This is a genomic window from Micromonospora sp. NPDC048947, assembly GCF_040649495.1.
Lineage (GTDB): Bacteria > Actinomycetota > Actinomycetes > Mycobacteriales > Micromonosporaceae > Micromonospora > Micromonospora alfalfae.
Genome location: NZ_JBEZFO010000003.1, coordinates 401614 through 421201 on the forward strand (window position 1 = coordinate 401614; position 19588 = coordinate 421201).

Here is a 19588-nt window from a genome sequence, read left to right on the forward strand (position 1 = left end):
TCGGGCGGCGGCGTCAGTGCCTGGCTGGCACTCGGTCAGCGGCTCCTGTGCCGGTCCGGGGGGCTCGGCCGGCGGGGTTCGTACCCGCCGGTGTCGGCCGGCGGCGTTCGTGCCGCCGGCCGGCCCCGGTCAGCCGGCCGGCGTGCGCAGTCGGTGCAGGCGCAGCGCGAGCTGCACCTCCAACGCCCGCTCGGGCCGCTGCCAGTCGACGCCGAGCAACTGCCCGACCCGCTCCAACCGCTGCGTCACAGTGTTGACGTGCACATGCAGTTGCTCGGCGGCCCGGGCCAGGCTGCCGCCCACCCCGAAGTACGCCTCCAGCGTCTTCACCAGAGCCGTGCCGCGCCGGGCGTCGTAGTCGAGCACCGGCCCGACTGTCGCGCCGAGAAACTCGGTCACGTCCTTCTCACCCCGGTCACCGACAGTGCCCAGCAACAACCCGACGAAGCCCAACTCCACTGTGCTCGCGCCCTGCCCGGCGCGGCCCAACGCACCCAGCGCCGTCAGGCACCGGTCCGCCTCCTGGAACGTCCCGGCCAGCGCCCCCGGCGTGTCCGACGGGCCACTCGCCCCGGCGGTCACCGGTCGACCGGTCACCCGGGACAGGTCCCGGGCCACCGCGCGGGCGCTGCCGCCCGCGTCCAACCCCGGCAGCATCAGCACCACCCGGCCGTCGCGCGCCGCGGCCAGCCCGCCGCGCGCCGAGGCGTACGTGGTGGCCCAGGAGAGCACCCGCTGCCGAGCCGAGCCGGTAGCGGCGATCGCGTCGTCGCCCACCGCCACCAGCACGTGCGGCGCGTCCAGGTCCACCCCGAGCCGACGGGCCCGACTGCGCAGCGCGTCGGTGTCACGCAGCGGGCGGGCGATCAGGTCGTCCAGCAACTCGCCACGCACCCGCCCCTCCGCCTCAGCGACAGTCCGGCGGAACAGCAGCAGCAGCGCGGTCACCAACGCCGCCCGCTCCAGGATGCGCTGGTCGGCGTCGACCAACTCGTCGTCCGGGCGGAGCACCAGAGCGCCCAGGTTCTCCGCGCCCGCCACCACCGCCGCGTACCAGAGGGGACCCCGGCGTACGCTGCGCCCCTCGGTCCGCGACGCGGCCACCGCCTCGACGATGTCCGCGCGGTCCGGCTCCTCGATCTCACCCACCCGGGCCAGCAGGCGGCCCTCGGCGTCCAGCGCCAGCAGCGCGCCGCCCAACACCTCGGTCACCGCAGCCGCCACGTCCTCCACGCCGCCGCCGCGCAGCACCAGCGCTGTCATCCGGTCGTGTGCCGCCGCAGCCCGCTCCACCGAGCTGCTGTGCGCCCGGATGGTGGTGTTCGCCGCCGACAACTCGGCCAACGCCGAACGGGTCTCGGTCAGCAGCCGGGCGGTGTCGATCGCCACCGCGGCGTGCGCGGCCAGCGACACCAGCAGCGCCACCTCCTCCCGGACGAACGGTCGCGCCGAACGGTTGGCCGCGTAGAGCACACCGATCGAGGTCGAACCGAGCCGCAGCGGCACCCCCAGGATCGCCACCAGACCCTCCTCGCCCACCCCGGCGTCGATCTCGCCGGTGTGGTGGAAGCGGGCGTCCTCGCCGTAGTTGGCGGTGACGTACGGGGCGCCGGACTGGGCCACCAGGCCACCGAGACCAGCGCCCATCGGCAGGCGCAGCCGCTGGAAACGGGCCGACACCGACCCGTCGGTCACCCGCATGTAGGTGTCGCCACGTTCGTCGTCGTTGAGCGTCATGTACGCCACGTCAGCGCCGAGCAGATGACGGGCCCGGTGCACGATCGCCCGCAACACGTCGTCCAGATCGCGCAGCCCGGCCAGGTCGCTGACGGTGTCGTACAGGCCGGACAGCTCGCTCTCCCGGCGGCGGCGACGCTCCAGCAGCGCGCGGACCCGCAACGCCACCGACTTGGCCTGCTCCAGCTCGGCCAGCCGGTCCGGTGGCAGCCCGGCGGCCCGCGCGGCCACCAGCGGTCCCTCGAACTCGACCGCCGCTGCCTCTCGGGCGAGCAACTCAAGGAACTCCACCGGCGAAGACATGGTCGACATTGTGCTCAGCCCCACTAGTTGGCCGTCCAGCCCCCGTCGAGGGCTATCGACGCCCCGGTGATGAACGCCGCCGGCGGCGAGCAGAGGTACGCCAGCAGCTCGGCCACCTCCTCCGGCTCGATCAACCGCTTGATCGCGGCCCGGGCCAGCATGATCTTCTCGATCACCTCGGCCTCGTCGATACCGTGACTGGCCGCCTGGTCGGCGATCTGGCTCTCCACCAGCGCGGTACGCACGTACGCCGGGTTGATGCAGTTGGCGGTGACACCGTGCGCGGCGCCCTCCAACGCGACCACCTTCGACAGCCCCTCCAGGGCGTGCTTGGCCGAGACGTACGCCGCCTTGTACGGCGAGGCACGCAACCCGTGCACCGACGAGATGTTGACGATCCGCCCCCAGCCCCGGGCGTACATGTGCGGCAGCGCCCGGCGGATCAGCAGGAACGGCGCCTCCACCATCACCCGCTGGATGTACTCGAAACGCTCAACGGGAAAGTCCTGCAACGGTGCTACGTGCTGGAGCCCGGCGTTGTTCACCACGATGTCCACGTCCACGTCGAGCGAATCCACCGCCGCGACGTCGGACAGGTCCACACCCTCGGCCCGCCCACCGGCCTCGGCGGCCACCGCCTTGGCCGCCTCCAGGTTCTGGTCCACCACGAGCACCTTGGCGCCGGCCGCGCCCAGCCGCAGGGCACACGCCCGCCCGATGCCGCCGCCGCCCCCGGTCACCAGGGCGGTCCGACCGGAAAGGTCGACCTGTACGACGTGGGGGACCACCACGGGTTCTGCCGTCATGGCGCAAGAAGTTACGAGCTGTGTGCCCCCCGGCACATGGGCCAGCGACACATACTCCGTACCAAAGCTGTGTGGCCCCACCCGCCCCTGCCGCCCGCTCCCACCCCACCGGGCGTCTTCCCGCTCGCCCCGCCGCCGCCCGCTCCCGCCCCCGGGCTGCCGTCCGCACCGGCTCCCGGGCTGCCGTCCGCTCCCGGCTGCCGCCCGCTCTCGCTCCCGGGCTGTCGCCCGCATCGGCTCCCGGGCTGCCGCCGGCACCCGCCCCCGGGCTCCCGCCCGCACTCGCCCCCGCTTGCATCCCGCCGCGCCGTGCCTTGCGCGGCAAGATCGCGCAACATCCTGGTTGTAGTGGCTTCCCGGTGTTTCGTGGCCACTACATCCTGGTTCGAGCACGATCTTGGCGCGGGGCGCGGGGCGCGGGGCGCGGGGCGCGGGGCGCGGGGCGCGGGGCGCGGGGCGCGGGGCGCGGGGCACCGGGACACCGGGACGCGAGCGGGGCGGAGGTGGTTGGGAGGTCGCCAGGCCGGAGATGGGTTTGGCGGCGGGCTTGTCGATCCGGTTGACTGTTCGGGTGCTGAAGGTGGGGTTGACCGGCGGGATCGGGTCAGGCAAGAGCGCGGTGGCCGCGCGGCTCGTCGAGCGGGGCGCGGTGCTGATCGACGCCGACCGGGTGGCCCGGGAGGTGGTGGCACCGGGGACGGACGGGCTGGCCGAGATCGTCGCCGCCTTCTCCGACGCGGTGGTGGACGCCAACGGGGCACTGGACCGTGCCGCACTGGGAGCTGTAGTGTTCGCCGACGAGGCCGCCCGCCGTCGGCTGGAGGCGATCACCCACCCCCGGGTCCGGGCCCGCACAGCGGAGCTGACCGCCGCGGCGGCACCCGAAGCGATAGTCGTCAACGACGTACCGCTGCTGGTCGAGGTGGGTCTCGCGCCGACGTACCACCTGGTGGTCGTGGTGCAGACGGCCGTGTCGATCCGACTGGAGCGGCTGGCGCGCGACCGGGGGATGGGTCGTGCGGAGGCCGAGCGGAGGATCGCCGCGCAGGCCGACGACGCCCGCCGCCGGGCGGCCGCGGACGTGGTGCTGACCAACGACGGGAGCCTGACGGCGCTGCACGACGCCGTCGACAGGCTCTGGCAGCAGCGGCTGGTGCCCTACGAGGACAACCTGCGCCAGCGGCGGGTGGTCCCGCCGGACGCGGCCGAGCGGGCCGGGGCAGACGCGAGCTGGCCGCAGCAGTACGCGCGGCTGGCCGCCCGGATCCAGCACGCGCTCGGCTCGGATGCCCTCCGGATCGATCACATTGGTTCGACGGCGGTGCCCGGCCTGGCCGCCCAGAACGTCATCGACGTGCAGGTGGCGGTCGCCAGCCTCGCCGACGCCGACGGGCCGTTGGCCGATCGGCTGGCGAGCGCCGGGTTTCCGCGGGTGCCGGGGCACTGGTGGGACGACCCGCGCCCGGCCGGCCGGGGCCGGTGGGAGAAGCGGCTGCACGGCAGTGCGGACCCGGCCCGCCCGGTTCGTCTGCACGTGCGGGTGGCCGATTCACCAGGTTGGCGGTACGCGTTGCTGATGCGTGATCACCTGCGTGCCGATCCGGATCAGCGGGCCACGTACCTGCTGCTCAAGCGGGATCTGGTCGACGCGGCACCGGAGGCCGGCGATTCCGGCACGGCCCGCAACCCGTGGTTCGACGAGGAGTACCTGCGGGCCGAGCAGTGGGCCGCGCAGACCGGCTGGCACCCCTGAGGCATCAGCGGGCACCCGGCCGAGGGGTCGGAGACCGAGGGGAGGGCGGCCGAGGGTTGGCAGCCAGTCGGGGCACGACGGCGGGCCAGAGATCCAGGTGTGCCCACGCGCCGCCGTCGGTCCGCAACTCGAGCCGGCGCAGAGACCCGTCCCGGTCGAGCCAGTAACGCAGCCGCGCGTCGGCCGGACCCGACTCGATGACGTCCACGGCGCGTCCGGCGGCAACGTCCTCGCGTACCCGCACGGCCGCGCCGCGCTGTCCGACCGACCCGGCGGCGATTGCGGCGTCGACCAGCACACTCAGGTCGTCTCGGGCGGACCGGGAGACCCGCCATCCCCCGGCCGGGGGCGGCAGCGGCGGCCGGGCCGGCGCCTCCGCGGTGCCGCCACCGGCATCGGCCGCCGGCAGGTCCGCCCGGGCCAGACCGGCGGCGTCGCGGCGCAGCAGGGTCCGGCGATCCGGTACGCCCAGGTCGGCGACCGCGAGGTACGCGGTGCCCGCCGTCCAGCTCAACCAGCCGGCGCCCCGCAGGTTCGTGTCCGTGCCCACCGGCGCGGTCAGCGTCACTGTGGCACCGCCGTGGGCGCGGAGCCGGGCCGGCAGCCGGTCGAGCCGACGTTGCTCGGCGTCGGTCAGCGCGCGGGGGAGACCGGGGCGGCCGCCGAGCGCGTCCACCGGCCGTAGTGTCGGCCGGTCCGCGCGGTTGAAGATCATCGTGACCGGACCCGCGCCGGGCAGCCGGGTCACCAGCTTGTGCAGCCGGGCGTCCTGATCGAGCCAGTACCGGGTCTGCCCGTCCGGGGCGGGCGTCGCGGCGCTGGGTGTGCCGATGGCCGTGCTGGCGGCCGGCGCGCCGGTGGGCAGTGGTGCCTGTATGACGTCCAGTGGGCCGGCCGGCACTGTCTCCCGGGCGATCCAGCGCGCCGCGTCGGACGGCGCCGTCCGGGTCGTGGTGTCCGGCCGGTCGGCGGCAAGATCGAGGAGCAGGTCGAGCACCGGTGCCAGGTGCGCCCCGGGTGCCAGTCGGTGCAGCCGCCACCGGTCCGCCGGGGGCATCAGTGGTGGGGAGGCGGGAGTCGGCACCGCCGCCGGATCGGGCCGGATCACCAGCACCGGACCGCTCTTCTGCAACAGCCCGCGCTCGGCGCCCGCTCCCGGCCCGCCCACGTCGAGGTAGAGCAGTGACCGGGACCAGTCCACCCAGCCCACCAGTTCGATTCGGGCGGCGTCGGTGCCGGCCGTGACCCGTACGCCGGCGCGCAGGTCCCGCAGGTTGGTGACCCGCACGGCGGCCAGCCGCTCGCCTTCCGTCACTGTCAGCGGCCGGGCCGGCTCGGGCGGGTCGGGCGCCCAGCTCAACAGCCCGAGCACCAGCGCCGTCGCGGACGTCACCGCCGTCAGACCGAGCAACAGCAGCACCGTACGTCGACGACGGCCGGCCCTGGGCGGCCCGGCGGTGTCGATGGTGTCGACGGTGTCCGGGGTGTCGTCGCGTCCTGTGGTGTCGCGGTTCTCCGCGAGGCTTCGCTCGGCGGCGGCCCGCCGCGTTTCGGCGGTCTTGCGGCCGGCGGTGGCTCGCCGCGCGCCGCCGGCGGACCGGCCGGCTGTGGACGTGTTCCCGGTGTCGTTGGTTCGGCCGGCCGTGGACGTGTTCTTGGTGTCGTTGGTTCGGCCGGCCTTGGACGTGTTCTTGATGTCGTTGGTTCGGCCGGACGCCGAGGCGCCAACGGCCGAGCCGGTGCGGTGCCGCCCGCTGCCGTTGGCCGGGCCACTGCCGGGGCTGCCGGCCTCCGGTCGGGGCGTCGCGGTGCGGGCGGCGTCGGGCGCCGGGGTCGGAGAGGTGTCCACGGAGATGAAACGGGCGGGGAGGCACCGGGGTGACGAGCAGGGGCGCTCGCGGCGGCCGGTCTGCGCCTCGAGCGCGACCACACGGGTGCGCACGCCGGACGAGCCGGGTGCTGCGACCGCAGTGCCGGGGGCGACCGGCCGTGATGTTGGCCTGGCCACCGGCCCGGTCGGCCGCCGCGAGCGGCCTACATGAAGAGGGTAGTCCCGGTGACATGGGGCACACAATGGGAATATTGAAGCCGATCACGTACCTGGCGTGACGGCCGTTCCTGTCGGACCTCCGGCGTACCGTTGACGGCATGGCGCTCGACATTCCCCGGCTGGACAGCCGCTTCCAGGTCGTCAGTGACTTTCAGCCGGCCGGCGACCAACCGGCGGCCATCGATGAGCTTGAGCGTCGGGTGCGACGCGGCGACCGCAACACGGTGCTGCTCGGCGCGACCGGCACCGGCAAGAGCGCCACCACCGCGTGGCTGATCGAGCGGCTGCAACGCCCCACCCTGGTGCTCGCCCCGAACAAGACGCTCTGCGCGCAGTTGGCCAAGGAGTTCAGCGAGCTGCTGCCGCACAACGCCGTCGAATACTTCGTCTCGTACTACGACTACTACCAGCCCGAGGCGTACATCCCGCAGACCGACACGTACATCGAGAAGGACTCCTCGATCAACGAGGAGGTGGAGCGGCTGCGGCACTCGGCGACGATGTCGCTGCTCACCCGCCGCGACGTGATCGTGGTGGCCACCGTCTCGGCCATCTACGGCCTGGGCACCCCGGAGGAGTACCTCAACCGGGCGGTGAAGATGCAGGTCGGGCAGGAGCTCGACCGCGACCAGTTGCTGCGCCGGCTGGTCGACATCCAGTACACCCGCAACGACATGGCCTTCCAGCGGGGCACCTTCCGGGTCCGCGGCGACACGCTGGAGATCATCCCGGCGTACGAGGAGCTGGCGATCCGGATCGAGCTGTTCGGTGACGAGGTGGAGAAGCTCTACTACCTCAACCCGTTGACCGGTGACGTGGTCCGCGAGGTCGACCAGCTGGTGATCTTCCCGGCCACCCACTACGCGGCCGGTCCGGAGCGGATGGAACGGGCGATCCGTGACATCGAGGTGGAGCTGGCCGAGCGTCTCGCCGAGCTGGAGCGGCAGGGCAAGCTGCTGGAGGCGCAGCGGCTGCGGATGCGCACCACCTACGACATCGAGATGATGCGGCAGGTGGGCTTCTGCTCCGGCATCGAGAACTACTCGATGCACATGGACGGGCGGCTGCCCGGCAGCCCGCCGCACGCCCTGCTCGACTACTTCCCCGACGACTTCCTCACTGTGGTCGACGAGTCGCACGTGACCATCCCGCAGATCGGCGGCATGTACGAGGGCGACGCGTCCCGCAAGCGGATGCTCATCGACCACGGCTTCCGGCTGCCCAGCGCGGCCGACAACCGGCCGCTGCGCTTCGACGAGTTCCTGGAGCGGGTCGGCCAGATGGTCTACCTCTCCGCGACCCCCGGCACGTGGGAGATGGACCAGGCTCAGGGCGAGTTCGTCGAGCAGGTGATCCGCCCCACCGGGCTGGTCGACCCGGAGGTCGTGATCAAGCCGACCAAGGGTCAGATCGACGACCTGATGCACGAGATCAAGCTGCGGACCGACCGGGACGAGCGGGTACTGGTCACCACACTGACCAAGAAGATGGCCGAGGACCTGTCCGACTACCTCCTGGAGAACGGCATCCGGGTGCGCTACCTGCACTCGGAGGTCGACACGTTGCGCCGGGTGGAGCTGCTGCGTGAGCTGCGCAAGGGCGACTACGACGTGCTCGTCGGCATCAACCTGCTCCGGGAAGGTCTGGACCTGCCCGAGGTGTCGCTGGTGGCGATCCTCGACGCCGACAAGGAGGGCTTCCTGCGCAGCGGCCGGTCGCTGATCCAGACCATCGGGCGGGCCGCCCGTAACGTCTCCGGTCAGGTGCACATGTACGCCGACAAGATAACCCCGTCGATGGCGGCGGCGATCGACGAGACCGATCGGCGTCGGGCCAAGCAGATCGCGCACAACGAGGCGAACGGCATCAGCCCGGAGCCGCTGCGTAAGAAGATCCACGACATCCTCGACGACATCTACCGCGAGGCGGAGGACACCGAGAACTCCCGGGTCGGCGGCGCGGTGCGTCAGCTTTCCCGAGGCAAGGCGCCGGTCAAGGAGACCCGCAGCCGGAGCCGGTCCGCCGCGACCACCACCTCACGGGAGGGGATGGCCCGCGCCGACCTCGCCCAGCTCATCCAGGAGCTCAACGACCAGATGTTGGCCGCCGCCCGCGAGCTCCAGTTCGAGTTGGCGGCCCGGATCCGCGACGAGGTCTCCGACCTGAAGAAGGAGCTGCGCGGCATGGACGCCGCCGGCGTGAAGTGACGGCCACCCGGTCGGCCCCGCCCAGCGCACCGCTCGGGCCCGGCCGACCGGGGCACGCGAAGGGCGGGCACTGTTGACGGCGGTGGCGCCGATCGGCGAAATGGTCCTCGGGCTGCCCGACGCCAGCCTGCGTCCGTTCGTCGACAGGTACGTGGGCTATCGGGAACGGGCGGACGTGCCACTGGTCCGCCGGGAGTCGGCGGGCGTCTTCGTGGTGCTGATCCTGGGCTGGGGCGCTCCGCTGGACGTGACCGATCCGCGCAGCGCGCAGCGTGGCGTCACCGCCGTCGACTCGTTCGTGGCCGGCACCTTCGACAGTTGGTGCACCACGCGCACCGTGGGTGTGGGGGAGGGCGTCGAGTTGGTGCTCGCCCCGCTGACCGCCCGCCGGCTCCTCGGTCTGCCCCTGAGTGAGCTGACCAATCGGGCCGTCGGCGTCGGGCAGCTCCCGGGCCGTTGGCTGGATCGGCTGCGCGGCCGGCTCGCCGAGGCCCCCGGCTGGCCGGAACGGTTCGACCTGCTCGACCGGGTGCTCGCCGCCCGGCTGGCGGCGTCCCCGCCGGTGGACCCACGGCTCGACTGGGCGTGGCGGTGGCTGACCGCCAGCGGTGGGCGGGGGAGCGTCGGTGTGCTCGCCGACGAGTTGGGCTGGAGCCGCCGGCACCTCGCGTCCCGGTTCCGGCGGGAGGTCGGGCTGCCGCCCAAGATGGCGGCCCGGCTGCTGCGTTTTCAGCAGGCCCACGCCGCGTCGAGCCAGGCCGGCGGGGCCGGGCGGGGAGTCGACTGGGCCGCCGTGGCTGCGGGCTGCGGCTACTACGACCAGTCCCACCTGATCCGGGACTTCCACGAGTTCGCGGGGGCCACGCCGGCCGCGCTGCTCGCCGGCCGCTGACGACGGCCGGCCGGCCGGAGCCGGGTCGTTGACCCGCCGAGCCGGCCGGAGCCGGGTCGGTGACCCGCCGAGGTCACATTCGTCCAATCCGGATCCGCGCCGCCGCGCACAGAATGGGTCATGCGAACCATCTATCCGATCTTCCGCTATCCCGATCCGCGCGCCGCGATCGACTGGCTCGGTGCCGCCTTCGGCTTCCGGGTGCATGCCGTGCACGAGGCGCCGGACGGTACCGTCGCGCACGCCGAGCTGGTCCTCGACACCGGCATGATCATGCTCGGTGGGCGGGCCGACGCCCGGCCCCGGCCGGCCGACGACGACTGGTCGGTCTACGTGGCGGTGCCGGACGTCGACGCCCACTGCGCCCAGGCCCGCGCCGCCGGCGCCGAGATCATCCGCGAGCCGTTCGACACCGACTACGGCTCCCGGGACTACGCAGCCCGCGATCTGGCCGGCAACGTCTGGTCCTTCGGCACCTACCGACCCTGAGCCCGGCCACGCCGACCCGGGACGGGTGGCCCGCCGGGATCAGCCTCAGCGGCTCTGGACCGCATTGACCTGCGGAAATAGTGTGCTCGGGCTGGCCCGGCCGGCCTGCGGCGGCGAATGCCCTGATTGCGGTGTGCGAGCGAGCTATTGCACTGGGTGATCGTCCTGCGTAGTCTCCCTCGGTGGGGAGGCCGGGATGCCGCTGCCAACAAGTCCTGTCATTCGACGTGCACGTCTCGGCGCAGAGCTGCGCCAACTCCGTCGGCGCGAGTCGCTGACCCTGGAGCAGGTCTGCGACCGGCTGGGCTGGGCCTCGACGTCGAAGCTGTCGCGCATCGAGCTGGGTCAGAGTCGCCCGGACCTCGCCGACGTGCTCGACCTGCTGGATGTCTACAAGGTGCCCACGCCCGCCCGGGAGGCGCTGATCGTCATCGCCCGGGACGCGGCGACCAGCCGAGGCTGGTGGAAGACGCTGGGCGAGATGAGCGAACGGCAGCGCACCTACGCCGAGTTGGAGGCGGGTGCCGCCGACATCGTCGAGTACCAGCCGTCGGTGGTGCCGGGGCTGCTCCAGACGCCCGCGTACGCCCGGGTGTTGGTCGCGGCCGGCGCCCAGCTCACGCCGGAGGTCGATGTGGAGGCCGAGGTGCGCGCACGGGCACTGCGGCAGGAGGTGCTTCGGCGGGCCTACCCGCCGCGCTACACGGCCGTGCTCGCCGAGGCCGTCTGCGACCCGGGTGACCTGCCGGTGGCGGTCTGGCGTGAACAGCTGCGTCATCTGGTCGCGGTGACCGGGCTGTCCCACGTCACGGTGCGGCTGTTGCCACGCGGGGCGGCCGGTGGCGGGCTGCATCCGCTCACGCCGTATTCCTGCTACGCCTTTCCCGACCCGGCGGACCCGCGCACCGTCATGCTCGAGGCGCTGACCACCGACGTCCGGTTGGCCACCGTGCTCGACGTGGACCGCTACGAGCGGATGACGGCGGCGCTGCTGGCCGCGGCGCTGTCACCGGAGGAGACGGTCACCGTGCTGGCCCGCCGCGTCGGCGAGTAACGGTTGAGGGGTGCCGACGGTGACGCGCCGCGCGGCCACCGGGCCCGGCGCCCCCGAGCCCGTCGGGACCGGCGGCCGGCGCGTGCGTCCGGCACGATAACCGTGGGGTACGACAGCTCGGCTCAGGCCGGTACGTCGAGGAAGTGTTCGACAACGGGCGGCCCCGCGAAGTGCGGCCCGATCAGCGCCCGCCACTTGTCGAACCGTTCGGTGGCCCGGAAGTTCTTCTCGTGCGCCTCGACCGAGTCCCATTCCACCAGCAGCACGAAGCGGGTCGGCGACTCGATTCCTCGGGTCATCCGCACCGACCGGCAGCCGGTCGCCCCGGCGAGCACCGGGTGACCCTCGGCGTACGCGGCGGCGAACGCGTCCTCGTGTCCGGGTAGTACGTCGATCAGCGCGACCTCAAGCACCATGTCGGACAGCCTCCCACGGCTGTCCGGGCAGTCGGCGTCGCGGGGTCTGTTCCGATGTCGGCGACACCCCTAGGGTCTGTGTCGTGATCATCGATTGGCTCACCGGCACCGCGTTTCGGGTGGCCGGTACGGGCACCACCTGGGCGGAGCTGCTGGGGTTCGTGACCGGTGTGCTCAACGTGTGGTTGGTGGCCCGACAGAAGATCGCCAACTGGCCGATCGGCATCGCCAACGTGCTGCTGCTCATGGTGCTGTTCTGGACAGCCGGGCTGTACGCCGACGCGGGGCTCCAGGTCGTCTACGTCGCGCTCGGCTGCTACGGCTGGTGGCACTGGCTGTTCGGGGGCGAGCGGCGTACCCGGCTCACTGTCAGCCGGACGGGGCGGCGGGAGTGGCTGGCGCTGGCCGCCGCCGGGCTGCTGCTCACCGGCGCGCTCTGGGTGCTGCTGGACCGGGCCACCGACTCGACGGTGCCGCTGCCGGACGCTGTGACAACGGCGCTGTCCCTGCTGGCCACGTACGGGCAGACCCGCAAGCGGGTGGAGAGTTGGTGGCTCTGGATCGCCGCCGACCTGATCTACATCCCGCTGTACGCGTACAAGGGGCTGCACCTGACGGCCGTGCTCTACCTGGTCTTCCTCGCCCTGTGCGTACTCGGGTTGCGGGCCTGGCGCGCCGATCTGCGTCGGGCCGCCCGGCCGGCCGCGGTCCCGCCCGGCCCGGCCCCGGCCACCGTGTGAACGCCGAGACATCCGGCCGTGCGCCGGCGCCACGCGGGCCGGCGCGTCCGGCCGCCGCGGAGTTCGGGCACGGGATGGTGGTGGGCAAGTTCTATCCACCGCACGCCGGGCACCACGCGCTGATCCGGGCCGCCGCCGCCCGCTGCGCCGAGGTGACAGTCGTCGTGGCGCCCTCGCGTCGGGAGTCCATTGCGCTCCCGCTGCGCCTCGACTGGCTGCGGGAGGTGCACGCGGACACACCGTGGGTCCGTTTCGTCGGCCGGTACGACGACCACCCGGTGGACTACGCCGATCCGACGGTCTGGGACGCGCACTGCGCCGTGTTCCTCGAGGCGGTCGGGTCCGCGTCGGTGGACGTGGTCTTCTCCTCCGAGACGTACGGCGCGGAGTTGGCGCGCCGCTTCCACGCCGTACCCGTGTCGGTGGATCCGGACCGGCGGACCGTGCCGGTGTCCGGGACTGCGGTGCGCGCGGACCCGGCGGGTCACTGGCGGTGGCTGAGCCCGCCGGTGCGGGCGTGGTTCGTCCGGCGGGTGGTGGTGGTCGGGGCCGAGTCGACAGGGACCACGACGATGGCGGCGGCGCTCGCCGGGCACTACGGCACGTCCTGGGTGCCGGAGTACGGCCGGGAGTTGACGGCTCGCAAGTTGGCCCGGTTGCGGGAACGCACGCCGGGGGCGACAGTCTTCGACGTCGCCTGGGACCGGGACGACTTCCGCGCTGTGGTTCGCGAGCAGCAGGCGGCCGAGGACGCGGCGGCCCGGTCGAGTGGGCCGCTGCTGGTCTGCGACACCGACGCGCGGGCGACCGCGGTGTGGGAGGAGCGCTACCTGGGCAGCGCGTCGGAGGAGGTGCGGGCGGCGGCGCGTCGGCCGGCGCTGTATCTGCTGACGGATCACCGGGGCGTGCCGTTCACCGATGACGGGCTGCGCGACGGTGAGCACCTGCGGGCTTGGATGACCGAGCGCTTCCGGGCCGAGCTGGCCGGGTGCGGGGTGCCGGTGGTGGAGTTGGCCGGGTCGCACGCCGATCGGTTGGCCCGAGCGGTGCGGGCCTGCGACGACCTGCTCGCCGCCGGCTGGTCGCTCGCCGACCCGATCGCCGCACCAGACGTGCACTAGCCTCCTAGGAAGCCCTAGGCGGTGTGACGCGTCGGGCGGTGTCCGGCGCCCCCGGACGCCCGGGGTGTGATCACGGGGCGTGGTGGGCAAGAATGGTCACCGAGGAGGGGAGTATTCCCCCGCAACGGAGTCGTCAGCACGGTCGATCGCCGGAACCACGGTGCCCGACCCGGCCCCGTAGGTCGCCGCCCCTGTTCGGGGCGACGGCGGAAGAGACCTCCGACAGTCACCAGAGTGAGCGACAGCGGCACGCCGGCTCCCGCAGGGGCGTACGGTGTGCCCGACGCCGCGTGTCTGCCGGAGGAATGAACGTTGGACGTGTCCGGATTGGTGTGGGCGGGGACGCTTGTCGCACTGACTGCGGTCCTGCTCGTCGACCTGTTGATCATCGGTCGACGCCCGCACGAGCCGAGTGTGCGGGAGTCGAGCCTCTGGGTCGCCTTCTACGTCGGTCTCGCACTGCTCTTCGGCGCGGGTGTCTGGTTGGCCTCCGGAGCCAGCGCGGCCGGCCAGTTCTACACCGGCTGGCTCACCGAGTACAGCCTCTCGGTGGACAACCTCTTCGTCTTCGTGATCATCATGGCTCGCTTCGGTGTGCCTCGGCAGTACCAGCAGAAGGTGCTGCTCGTCGGCATAGTGCTGGCGCTGGTGATGCGCGGCGGGTTCATCGCCGCGGGCGCGGCGCTGATCACGCAGTTCTCCTGGGTCTTCTACATCTTCGGCGCGTTCCTGATCTACACCGCGGTGAACCTGGCCCGGCAGGGTGAGCCGGACGAGGACGAGTTCTCCGAGAACGTGCTGATCCGGTGGAGCCGCAAGGCGCTGCCGATCTCGAAGGACTACGACGGCGCGAAGCTCACCACCCACGTGGCCGGGCGGCGGCTGTTCACCCCGATGCTGATCGTGATGATCGCGATCGGCACGACCGACCTGATCTTCGCGTTGGACTCGATCCCGGCGATCTTCGGCATCACCCAGGAGCCGTACCTGGTCTTCACCGCCAACGTCTTCGCGCTGATGGGCCTCCGGCAGCTCTACTTCCTGCTCGGTGGCCTGCTGGACCGGCTGATCTACCTGAGCTACGGCCTGGCCGTCGTGCTCGGGTTCATCGGGGTCAAGCTGGTGCTGGAGGCGTTGGCCGACAACAACCTGCCGTTCATCAACGGTGGCGAGCACGTCGGCTGGGCGCCGCACATCCCGATCTGGTTGTCACTGCTGGTCATCATCGGCACCCTGGGCATCGCCACCGCCGCCAGCCTGATCAAGTCCTCCCGGGACCGGCGTCGCGAGTTGACCGACGCCCGACGCTGACCGGTCGCCGGCCGGGTGCGGACACGCGCCCGGCCGGTGCGGGGCGTGCTCCGGAAGTGCTGCCGGCTCGATAGACACTTGCGATACGCCCTAGACCCGGTGCGCGCCCACCAGCGTGGCGGTCCGGTCGGCCGGCAGTTCCTCTTCGATGACCCGCCGCCGCCGGTAGCAGGCGTGCAGCATCCGGCGCTGGCCGCCCTCGCCGGGGGCGGCGGTGACGATGCCGATGTGGTGGATCTTGCGGCCGGGTCGGGCGAAGAAGTAGAGATCGCCGGGGCGTTCCGCGCCCAACGCCAGCGGGGTGGTGGCCACGGCCTGATCGTCGGCGTCGCGCGGCAGCAGCACCCCGAACCGCCGCCAGGCCAGATGCACCAGGCCCGAGCAGTCGATGCCGTGCGCGGAGAGACCGCCCCAGATGTAGACCACGTCGAGCAGGCGCTGTGCCACCGCGAGCGCCTGCGCGGCGGCCGGCGACGCGGCCGCCGACGGCACCAGGTGGCGGTCGGGCAGCCAGAGCGGGGTGGCCCGACCGGGGACGTGCACCGGCCGCCAGTCGTCGAGCGCGGGGCCGGCCGGGACGAGCCGGGTGCCGACGACGACGCCGGGCAGCACCACCGGCCCGTTCGGGGTGGCGTGCAGCCCGGTGACAGTGGCGTCCACCACCAGCGGGTGGTCGGTGCTGGTGTGGGTCGGGTCGAGAACGGCCAGCTGCTCGGCGGGGAGCCAGCCCGGATAGCCGCGGGGGTCAAGCTTGGCGGCTGGTTGTTCGACGGCGACGACCCGGGCCCAGCCGTCGGGGCGCAGCTCGCTGACGAGGACCCGCTCGCCGAGCAGGAGCTGGCTCAGCACACAGTCGCCGACCTGCTGGTCGGTGTCCAGGCCCGAGACCCAGGTCGGAATGTCGACGCCGGCGGTCAGCGCCGGACGGTCGACCGGGCGGACTGCCTCGGGGGAGGTCCACAGCGTCGCCACGGCGACCCGGACGACGGCCTCGCGGCCCGGTTGCAGCTCCACGTCAACCCCCCAGATCGTGTCGGCTGTCCTGGGGAACCCTATGAAAGAAACCGACGGCCATCAACCACGGGCCTGCACTTTTGCTTCAGCGATGCCGGAGATGCCCAGGCCAGGGGAGTCCGGCAGCACCACCGTCGCCCCGTCGTAGCGGATGCCGCCCTGCACCGGTGACCAGGCCAGCCACCAGGCCGCGTCCAGGTCGGGGACCGCTGTGGTGCCGTACGCGGCGACCAGGCTCGCGGCCGCCCCGATGCCTACCTGACTCTCCATCATCGAGCCGACCACAGTGCCGAGCCCGTGCGCGGTGGCCAGGTCGAGGAGAGTACGGGCCGGGTGCAGTCCACCGCACTTGGCCAGTTTGACGTTGACCAGGTCGGCGGCACGGCGGCGGATCACCTCCACCAGGTCCCGGACCCCGAAGACCGCCTCGTCGGCCAGGATCGGCACTGACACCCGGTCGCTGACCCAGGCCAGCCCGTCCAGGTCCCAGCGGGCCACCGGCTGCTCGACCAGCTCCACGTCGAGCCCGGCGTCCTCGATGCCGCGGATCACCCGGACCGCCTCCCGGGGCGTCCAGCCCTGGTTGGCGTCCAGCCGGATCCGGGTGCCGGGGCCGACGGCCGCCCGTACCGCGCGCACCCGGTCCAGGTCACCGGCCGCGTCGGTGCCGACCTTCAACTTGAGCACGCCGAAGCCGTCGGCCTGCCGCTGCCGTGCCGCTGTCGCCAGGTCCACCGCATCGCCTGCCGCCAGCGTGACGTCCGTCGGGACCCGCAGCGTGGTGCCCCCGAGCAACCGCACCAGGGGTACGCCCAGTCGGCGCGCGGCGAGGTCGTGCAGGGCGACGTCCACCGCCGCCTTCGCCGCCTCGTTGCCGACCACGGCGCGCTGCACCTCGGCGCAACGGGTCACCAGGTCGTCCGGGTCACGGCCGACCAGCTGTGGGCCGAGCAGCTCGCGGACGCACGCCTGCGCGCCGGCGACCGACGCGCCGGTGACCTGCCAGACCTGCGGCGCCTCACCGAAGCCGGAGCGGCCGTCGCTGTCGACGAGCTCGACGACAAGCGTGTCCACTGTGGTGGTACGACGCAGTGCGGTGACGAACGGGGTGTGCAAGGGGGCGGAAACCCGGTGGGTGCGTACCGCCGAGATCGTCATGTGAGGCACCCTATACGGAGGTTCACGGTGGGAGGGGAGACCGGATGACCGGGCAGGGCTGGGAGCTGGTGGGTGCACCGAACGCGCGTGACCTGGGCGGGCTCGTCGGCGCGGACGGGCGGCGGGTCCGGGTCGGCCAGTTGATCCGCACCCCGGCGCTGGGACGGCTGACCGACGAGGACCTACCGGTGCTGGCGAAGCTGGGGCCGGCGTGCGTGGTGGATCTGCGTGACGGCTCGGAGATCGCGGTCGCGCCGGAGGACAGGTTCGCCGGTGAGCCACGGGTGGTGCGCCTGCCGGTGCACGACGCGGAGCACCCGGTCTTCACGTACGTCTCGGCGGTGCTGCTCGGTCACGACCTGAACGCGTACGCGGAGCTGGCCCGGCAGGGCACGGCGGGGGCGATGGCGGCGATCTACCGCTGGTTCGTCACCGGTGAGTCGGCGCGGGTCGGTTTCGCCGAGGCGGTGCGGCTGGCGTCCCGGCCGGAAAATCTGCCGCTGCTCTACCACTGCTCCGCCGGCAAGGACCGCACCGGGTGGCTGACCGTCATCCTGCTGACGGCGCTCGGGGTCGACGAGGCGGCCATTCGCGCCGACTACCTGCGCAACAACGAGCTGACCGACAGCCTGCGGGCGGTGATCGTCGAGGCGATGCGTCGGCGGAACCCCGAGTTGGACGTCGACGCGGTGTTGCCGGTGCTGGAGGTCCGCGCCGAGTACCTCGACGCCGGTTACGCCGAGGTGCGTCGGGTGCACGGCTCGTTCGACGCGTACCTGCGCGACGGGTTGGGGCTCACCGACGCCGACCTCAGGGCGTTGCGGGCGCAGTTGCTGGAGTGACAGGGGCGTCGGTGGGTGTGCTGGTGTGGGCGGCCCGACCGGTGACGATCAGCGCCTGGCCGGCGGCGTAGGTTGCCATGACCAGCACCGGCGCGCCGGGGGGCTGGGCCACCTCTGCCACCCCGGCGGCGATCAGCAGGTCGGAGCCGAGGAAGAGCGCGGCGCCGAGACCGACCCGCCAGCCCTGGGTGGTGGCGGTGCTGGCCATGGCGGCCAGCGCGATCGCGTAGCCGGCCACCGGTACGGCCAGCCCGGCGTCGGTGAGCCCGTTCCACATCCAGGTGAGGGCGATGACGGTCAGCACCGCGTACCCCAGGGGGACGGCGACCAGCGGCGTGCGGCGTAGCGCGGCAGCCGCGCCGTGTCGGGTGAAGGCTGCGAGGTAGCAGAGGTGCGTGCCGAAGAAGCAGGCCATGCCGGCGAGGAACCAGTAGGTGCCGTCGATCATCAGGGCGACGTCGCCGCCGGTGGCGAACGCCAGCGCGGCGAGCAGCAGCCGGTCCGGCCGGGCCGCGCGTTCGGCGCTGACCCGCCAGAGGTACGCGGCCAGCAGCGGCATCAGCAGCGGCTTGGTGAGCAGGAAGGCCAGGCCGCCGCCGGTGGCGTTGGCCAGCAGGTTCGCCGCCGTCACGACGAGGAAGGCGATCAGCACTGTGCGACTGCGGGGCATCGGCGGCTCCGGGGTGGGGGTGCGAGCAGCGTAGCCGCAGTCTGCGGCGCTGTCCTCGCCGCCGAGGCTGTCGGGTCAGAGCTGGTGGCGGGCCGCCCAGACCTGCGCCGAGATGTGCGCGAGCAGCAGGCAGGCGTCGTCCTCGACCTGGTCGTCGCCCCCGGCCAGGTCGGTGGTGGTGCAGACGGCGATCAGGTACGGCGGGGCGTCGTCGGGCAGCACCAGGCCGGCGCCGTGGCGGACGCCGCGTACCCAACCGTTCTTGTGCGCGATGCGGGTGCCCGCAGGCAGTCCGGCGGCGAGGTCCTCGCGGTGTTCCTGAGCGAGCAGGACGTCCAGCATGGTGGCGCAGGCGGCCGGTGAGGCGAGTGGGCCGGGGGTGTCGGCCCCGGTGGCCAGGGCACCGAGCAGGGCGGCCAGGTCGGCGGCGGTGACCGTGTTGGTGATGCCGGCCTCGCGGGCGGCGAAGTCCTCGATGCCGCGGCCGGTGACGCTGTTGCGGGCGCCGGCGAGCGCCCAGGTTTCGGCTACCGCGGGCAGCCCGACGTGGCCGAGGACGAGGTTGGTGGCGAGGTTGCTGGAGCGCACGATCATCCGGTCGGCCAGCCAGCGCAGCGACGCGGTGCCGCCGATGCGGTCCCAGACCGCGTCGTCGTTGTCGTAGGGCTTCGCGTTGGCGAAGCGGGGTGCGCCGGGCTGGGCGGAGTCGAAGTCGTTGACGACCGGGACCGGGGTGTCCAGGTCCAGGGTGCCTGCCTCGGCGGCGCGGTGCAGCGCGGCGAGCACCGCCACCTTCATGGTGCTCGCGGCGTAGTGGCCGGCGTCCGCGTGGCGGGTCCAGGTCGGCGGCGCGTCGAGCCGCCCCACGTACGCGGAGACGGTGCCGGGCACCCGGTCCAGGTGGGCGTCGAGATCATCCCAGGTCATGCCGGTGACCGTAGCGGATCAAGCGTGGGCGGGCCCGCGTACCCGTCGGGGGAGAAACGACGGGCGCGCCGCCCGCAAGCGGCCGGCGCGCCCGGTGT

At 72.9% G+C, this 19588-nt stretch carries 17 protein-coding genes; 9 read left to right on the plus strand and 8 right to left on the minus strand.

The genetic code is table 11. The annotated features are described in order from the left end of the window. Positions 1 to 129: 129 nt before the first annotated feature. Positions 130 to 2049 carry a helix-turn-helix domain-containing protein gene (locus tag AB0B98_RS07245; protein WP_238669204.1) on the minus strand — a complete coding sequence of 640 codons (1920 nt, stop codon included), beginning with the start codon at positions 2047 to 2049 and terminating at the stop codon, positions 130 to 132. Positions 2050 to 2063: 14 nt separating this feature from the next. Further along, on the minus strand, positions 2064 to 2846 hold the full coding sequence (locus tag AB0B98_RS07250; protein WP_357361373.1) for a 3-hydroxybutyrate dehydrogenase: 783 nt from the start codon (positions 2844 to 2846) through the stop codon (positions 2064 to 2066). 571 nt (positions 2847 to 3417) lie between these two features. Here AB0B98_RS07250 and coaE point away from each other — a divergent pair. Then, positions 3418 to 4599, plus strand: coding sequence for a dephospho-CoA kinase (gene coaE, locus AB0B98_RS07255; RefSeq protein WP_357361374.1), 1182 nt, complete (start codon positions 3418 to 3420; stop codon positions 4597 to 4599). A gap of 4 nt (positions 4600 to 4603) precedes the next feature. On the opposite strand, the gene AB0B98_RS07260 is transcribed toward coaE, so the two are convergent. Further along, positions 4604 to 6541, minus strand: coding sequence for a hypothetical protein (locus tag AB0B98_RS07260; protein ID WP_357361375.1), 1938 nt, complete (start codon positions 6539 to 6541; stop codon positions 4604 to 4606). A 206-nt stretch (positions 6542 to 6747) separates the two neighbouring features. Here AB0B98_RS07260 and uvrB point away from each other — a divergent pair, with 206 nt between their 5' ends. From uvrB to AB0B98_RS07280, 4 genes are all read left to right on the plus strand, one after another. Beyond that, entirely contained in the window at positions 6748 to 8856 is a 2109-nt protein-coding gene (uvrB, locus tag AB0B98_RS07265) for an excinuclease ABC subunit UvrB (protein WP_357361376.1), read from the plus strand. An 82-nt stretch (positions 8857 to 8938) separates the two neighbouring features. Beyond that, positions 8939 to 9748, plus strand: a complete 810-nt coding sequence (locus tag AB0B98_RS07270; protein ID WP_357361409.1) for a helix-turn-helix domain-containing protein — start codon at positions 8939 to 8941, stop codon at positions 9746 to 9748. A gap of 120 nt (positions 9749 to 9868) precedes the next feature. Further along, the gene (locus AB0B98_RS07275) at positions 9869 to 10237 is read left to right on the plus strand and encodes a VOC family protein (RefSeq protein ID WP_357361377.1); all 369 of its coding nucleotides are present in this window, start codon (positions 9869 to 9871) and stop codon (positions 10235 to 10237) included. Between the two features lie 196 nt (positions 10238 to 10433). After that, complete coding sequence (locus tag AB0B98_RS07280) at positions 10434 to 11291, plus strand: helix-turn-helix transcriptional regulator (RefSeq protein WP_357289355.1); 858 nt, start codon at positions 10434 to 10436, stop codon at positions 11289 to 11291. 122 nt (positions 11292 to 11413) lie between these two features. On the opposite strand, the gene AB0B98_RS07285 is transcribed toward AB0B98_RS07280, so the two are convergent. Continuing rightward, positions 11414 to 11707, minus strand: a complete 294-nt coding sequence (locus tag AB0B98_RS07285) for an antibiotic biosynthesis monooxygenase family protein (RefSeq protein WP_210785904.1) — start codon at positions 11705 to 11707, stop codon at positions 11414 to 11416. 83 nt (positions 11708 to 11790) lie between these two features. On the opposite strand from AB0B98_RS07285, the gene pnuC reads away from it, so the two are divergent. From pnuC to AB0B98_RS07300, 3 genes are all read left to right on the plus strand, one after another. Further along, on the plus strand, positions 11791 to 12447 hold the full coding sequence (gene pnuC, locus AB0B98_RS07290; RefSeq protein WP_357361378.1) for a nicotinamide riboside transporter PnuC: 657 nt from the start codon (positions 11791 to 11793) through the stop codon (positions 12445 to 12447). Then, a complete protein-coding gene (locus AB0B98_RS07295) occupies positions 12444 to 13568 on the plus strand; it encodes an AAA family ATPase (protein ID WP_357361379.1) in 1125 nt (374 codons plus the stop codon). The genes pnuC and AB0B98_RS07295 overlap by 4 nt, the downstream gene beginning before the upstream one ends. 312 nt (positions 13569 to 13880) lie before the next feature. Beyond that, positions 13881 to 14879: a TerC family protein gene (locus AB0B98_RS07300; protein WP_357361380.1), complete on the plus strand. Its 999-nt coding sequence runs from the start codon at positions 13881 to 13883 to the stop codon at positions 14877 to 14879. A gap of 90 nt (positions 14880 to 14969) precedes the next feature. Here the strand turns inward: AB0B98_RS07300 and AB0B98_RS07305 are convergent, their stop codons facing one another. Further along, complete coding sequence (locus tag AB0B98_RS07305) at positions 14970 to 15893, minus strand: NlpC/P60 family protein (RefSeq protein ID WP_357361381.1); 924 nt, start codon at positions 15891 to 15893, stop codon at positions 14970 to 14972. A gap of 60 nt (positions 15894 to 15953) precedes the next feature. Further along, the gene (locus AB0B98_RS07310) at positions 15954 to 17051 is read right to left on the minus strand and encodes a dipeptide epimerase (RefSeq protein WP_357361382.1); all 1098 of its coding nucleotides are present in this window, start codon (positions 17049 to 17051) and stop codon (positions 15954 to 15956) included. A 44-nt stretch (positions 17052 to 17095) separates the two neighbouring features. On the opposite strand from AB0B98_RS07310, the gene AB0B98_RS07315 reads away from it, so the two are divergent. Then, on the plus strand, positions 17096 to 17893 hold the full coding sequence (locus tag AB0B98_RS07315; protein ID WP_357361383.1) for a tyrosine-protein phosphatase: 798 nt from the start codon (positions 17096 to 17098) through the stop codon (positions 17891 to 17893). On the opposite strand, the gene AB0B98_RS07320 is transcribed toward AB0B98_RS07315, so the two are convergent. Together AB0B98_RS07320 and AB0B98_RS07325 are read right to left on the minus strand one after the other, a co-directional pair. After that, positions 17862 to 18563 carry a lysoplasmalogenase gene (locus AB0B98_RS07320; RefSeq protein ID WP_357361384.1) on the minus strand — a complete coding sequence of 234 codons (702 nt, stop codon included), beginning with the start codon at positions 18561 to 18563 and terminating at the stop codon, positions 17862 to 17864. The two genes, AB0B98_RS07315 and AB0B98_RS07320, sit on opposite strands and share 32 nt — an antisense overlap. 75 nt (positions 18564 to 18638) lie before the next feature. Next, on the minus strand, positions 18639 to 19490 hold the full coding sequence (locus AB0B98_RS07325) for a serine hydrolase (RefSeq protein WP_357361385.1): 852 nt from the start codon (positions 19488 to 19490) through the stop codon (positions 18639 to 18641). Positions 19491 to 19588 lie beyond the last annotated feature (98 nt).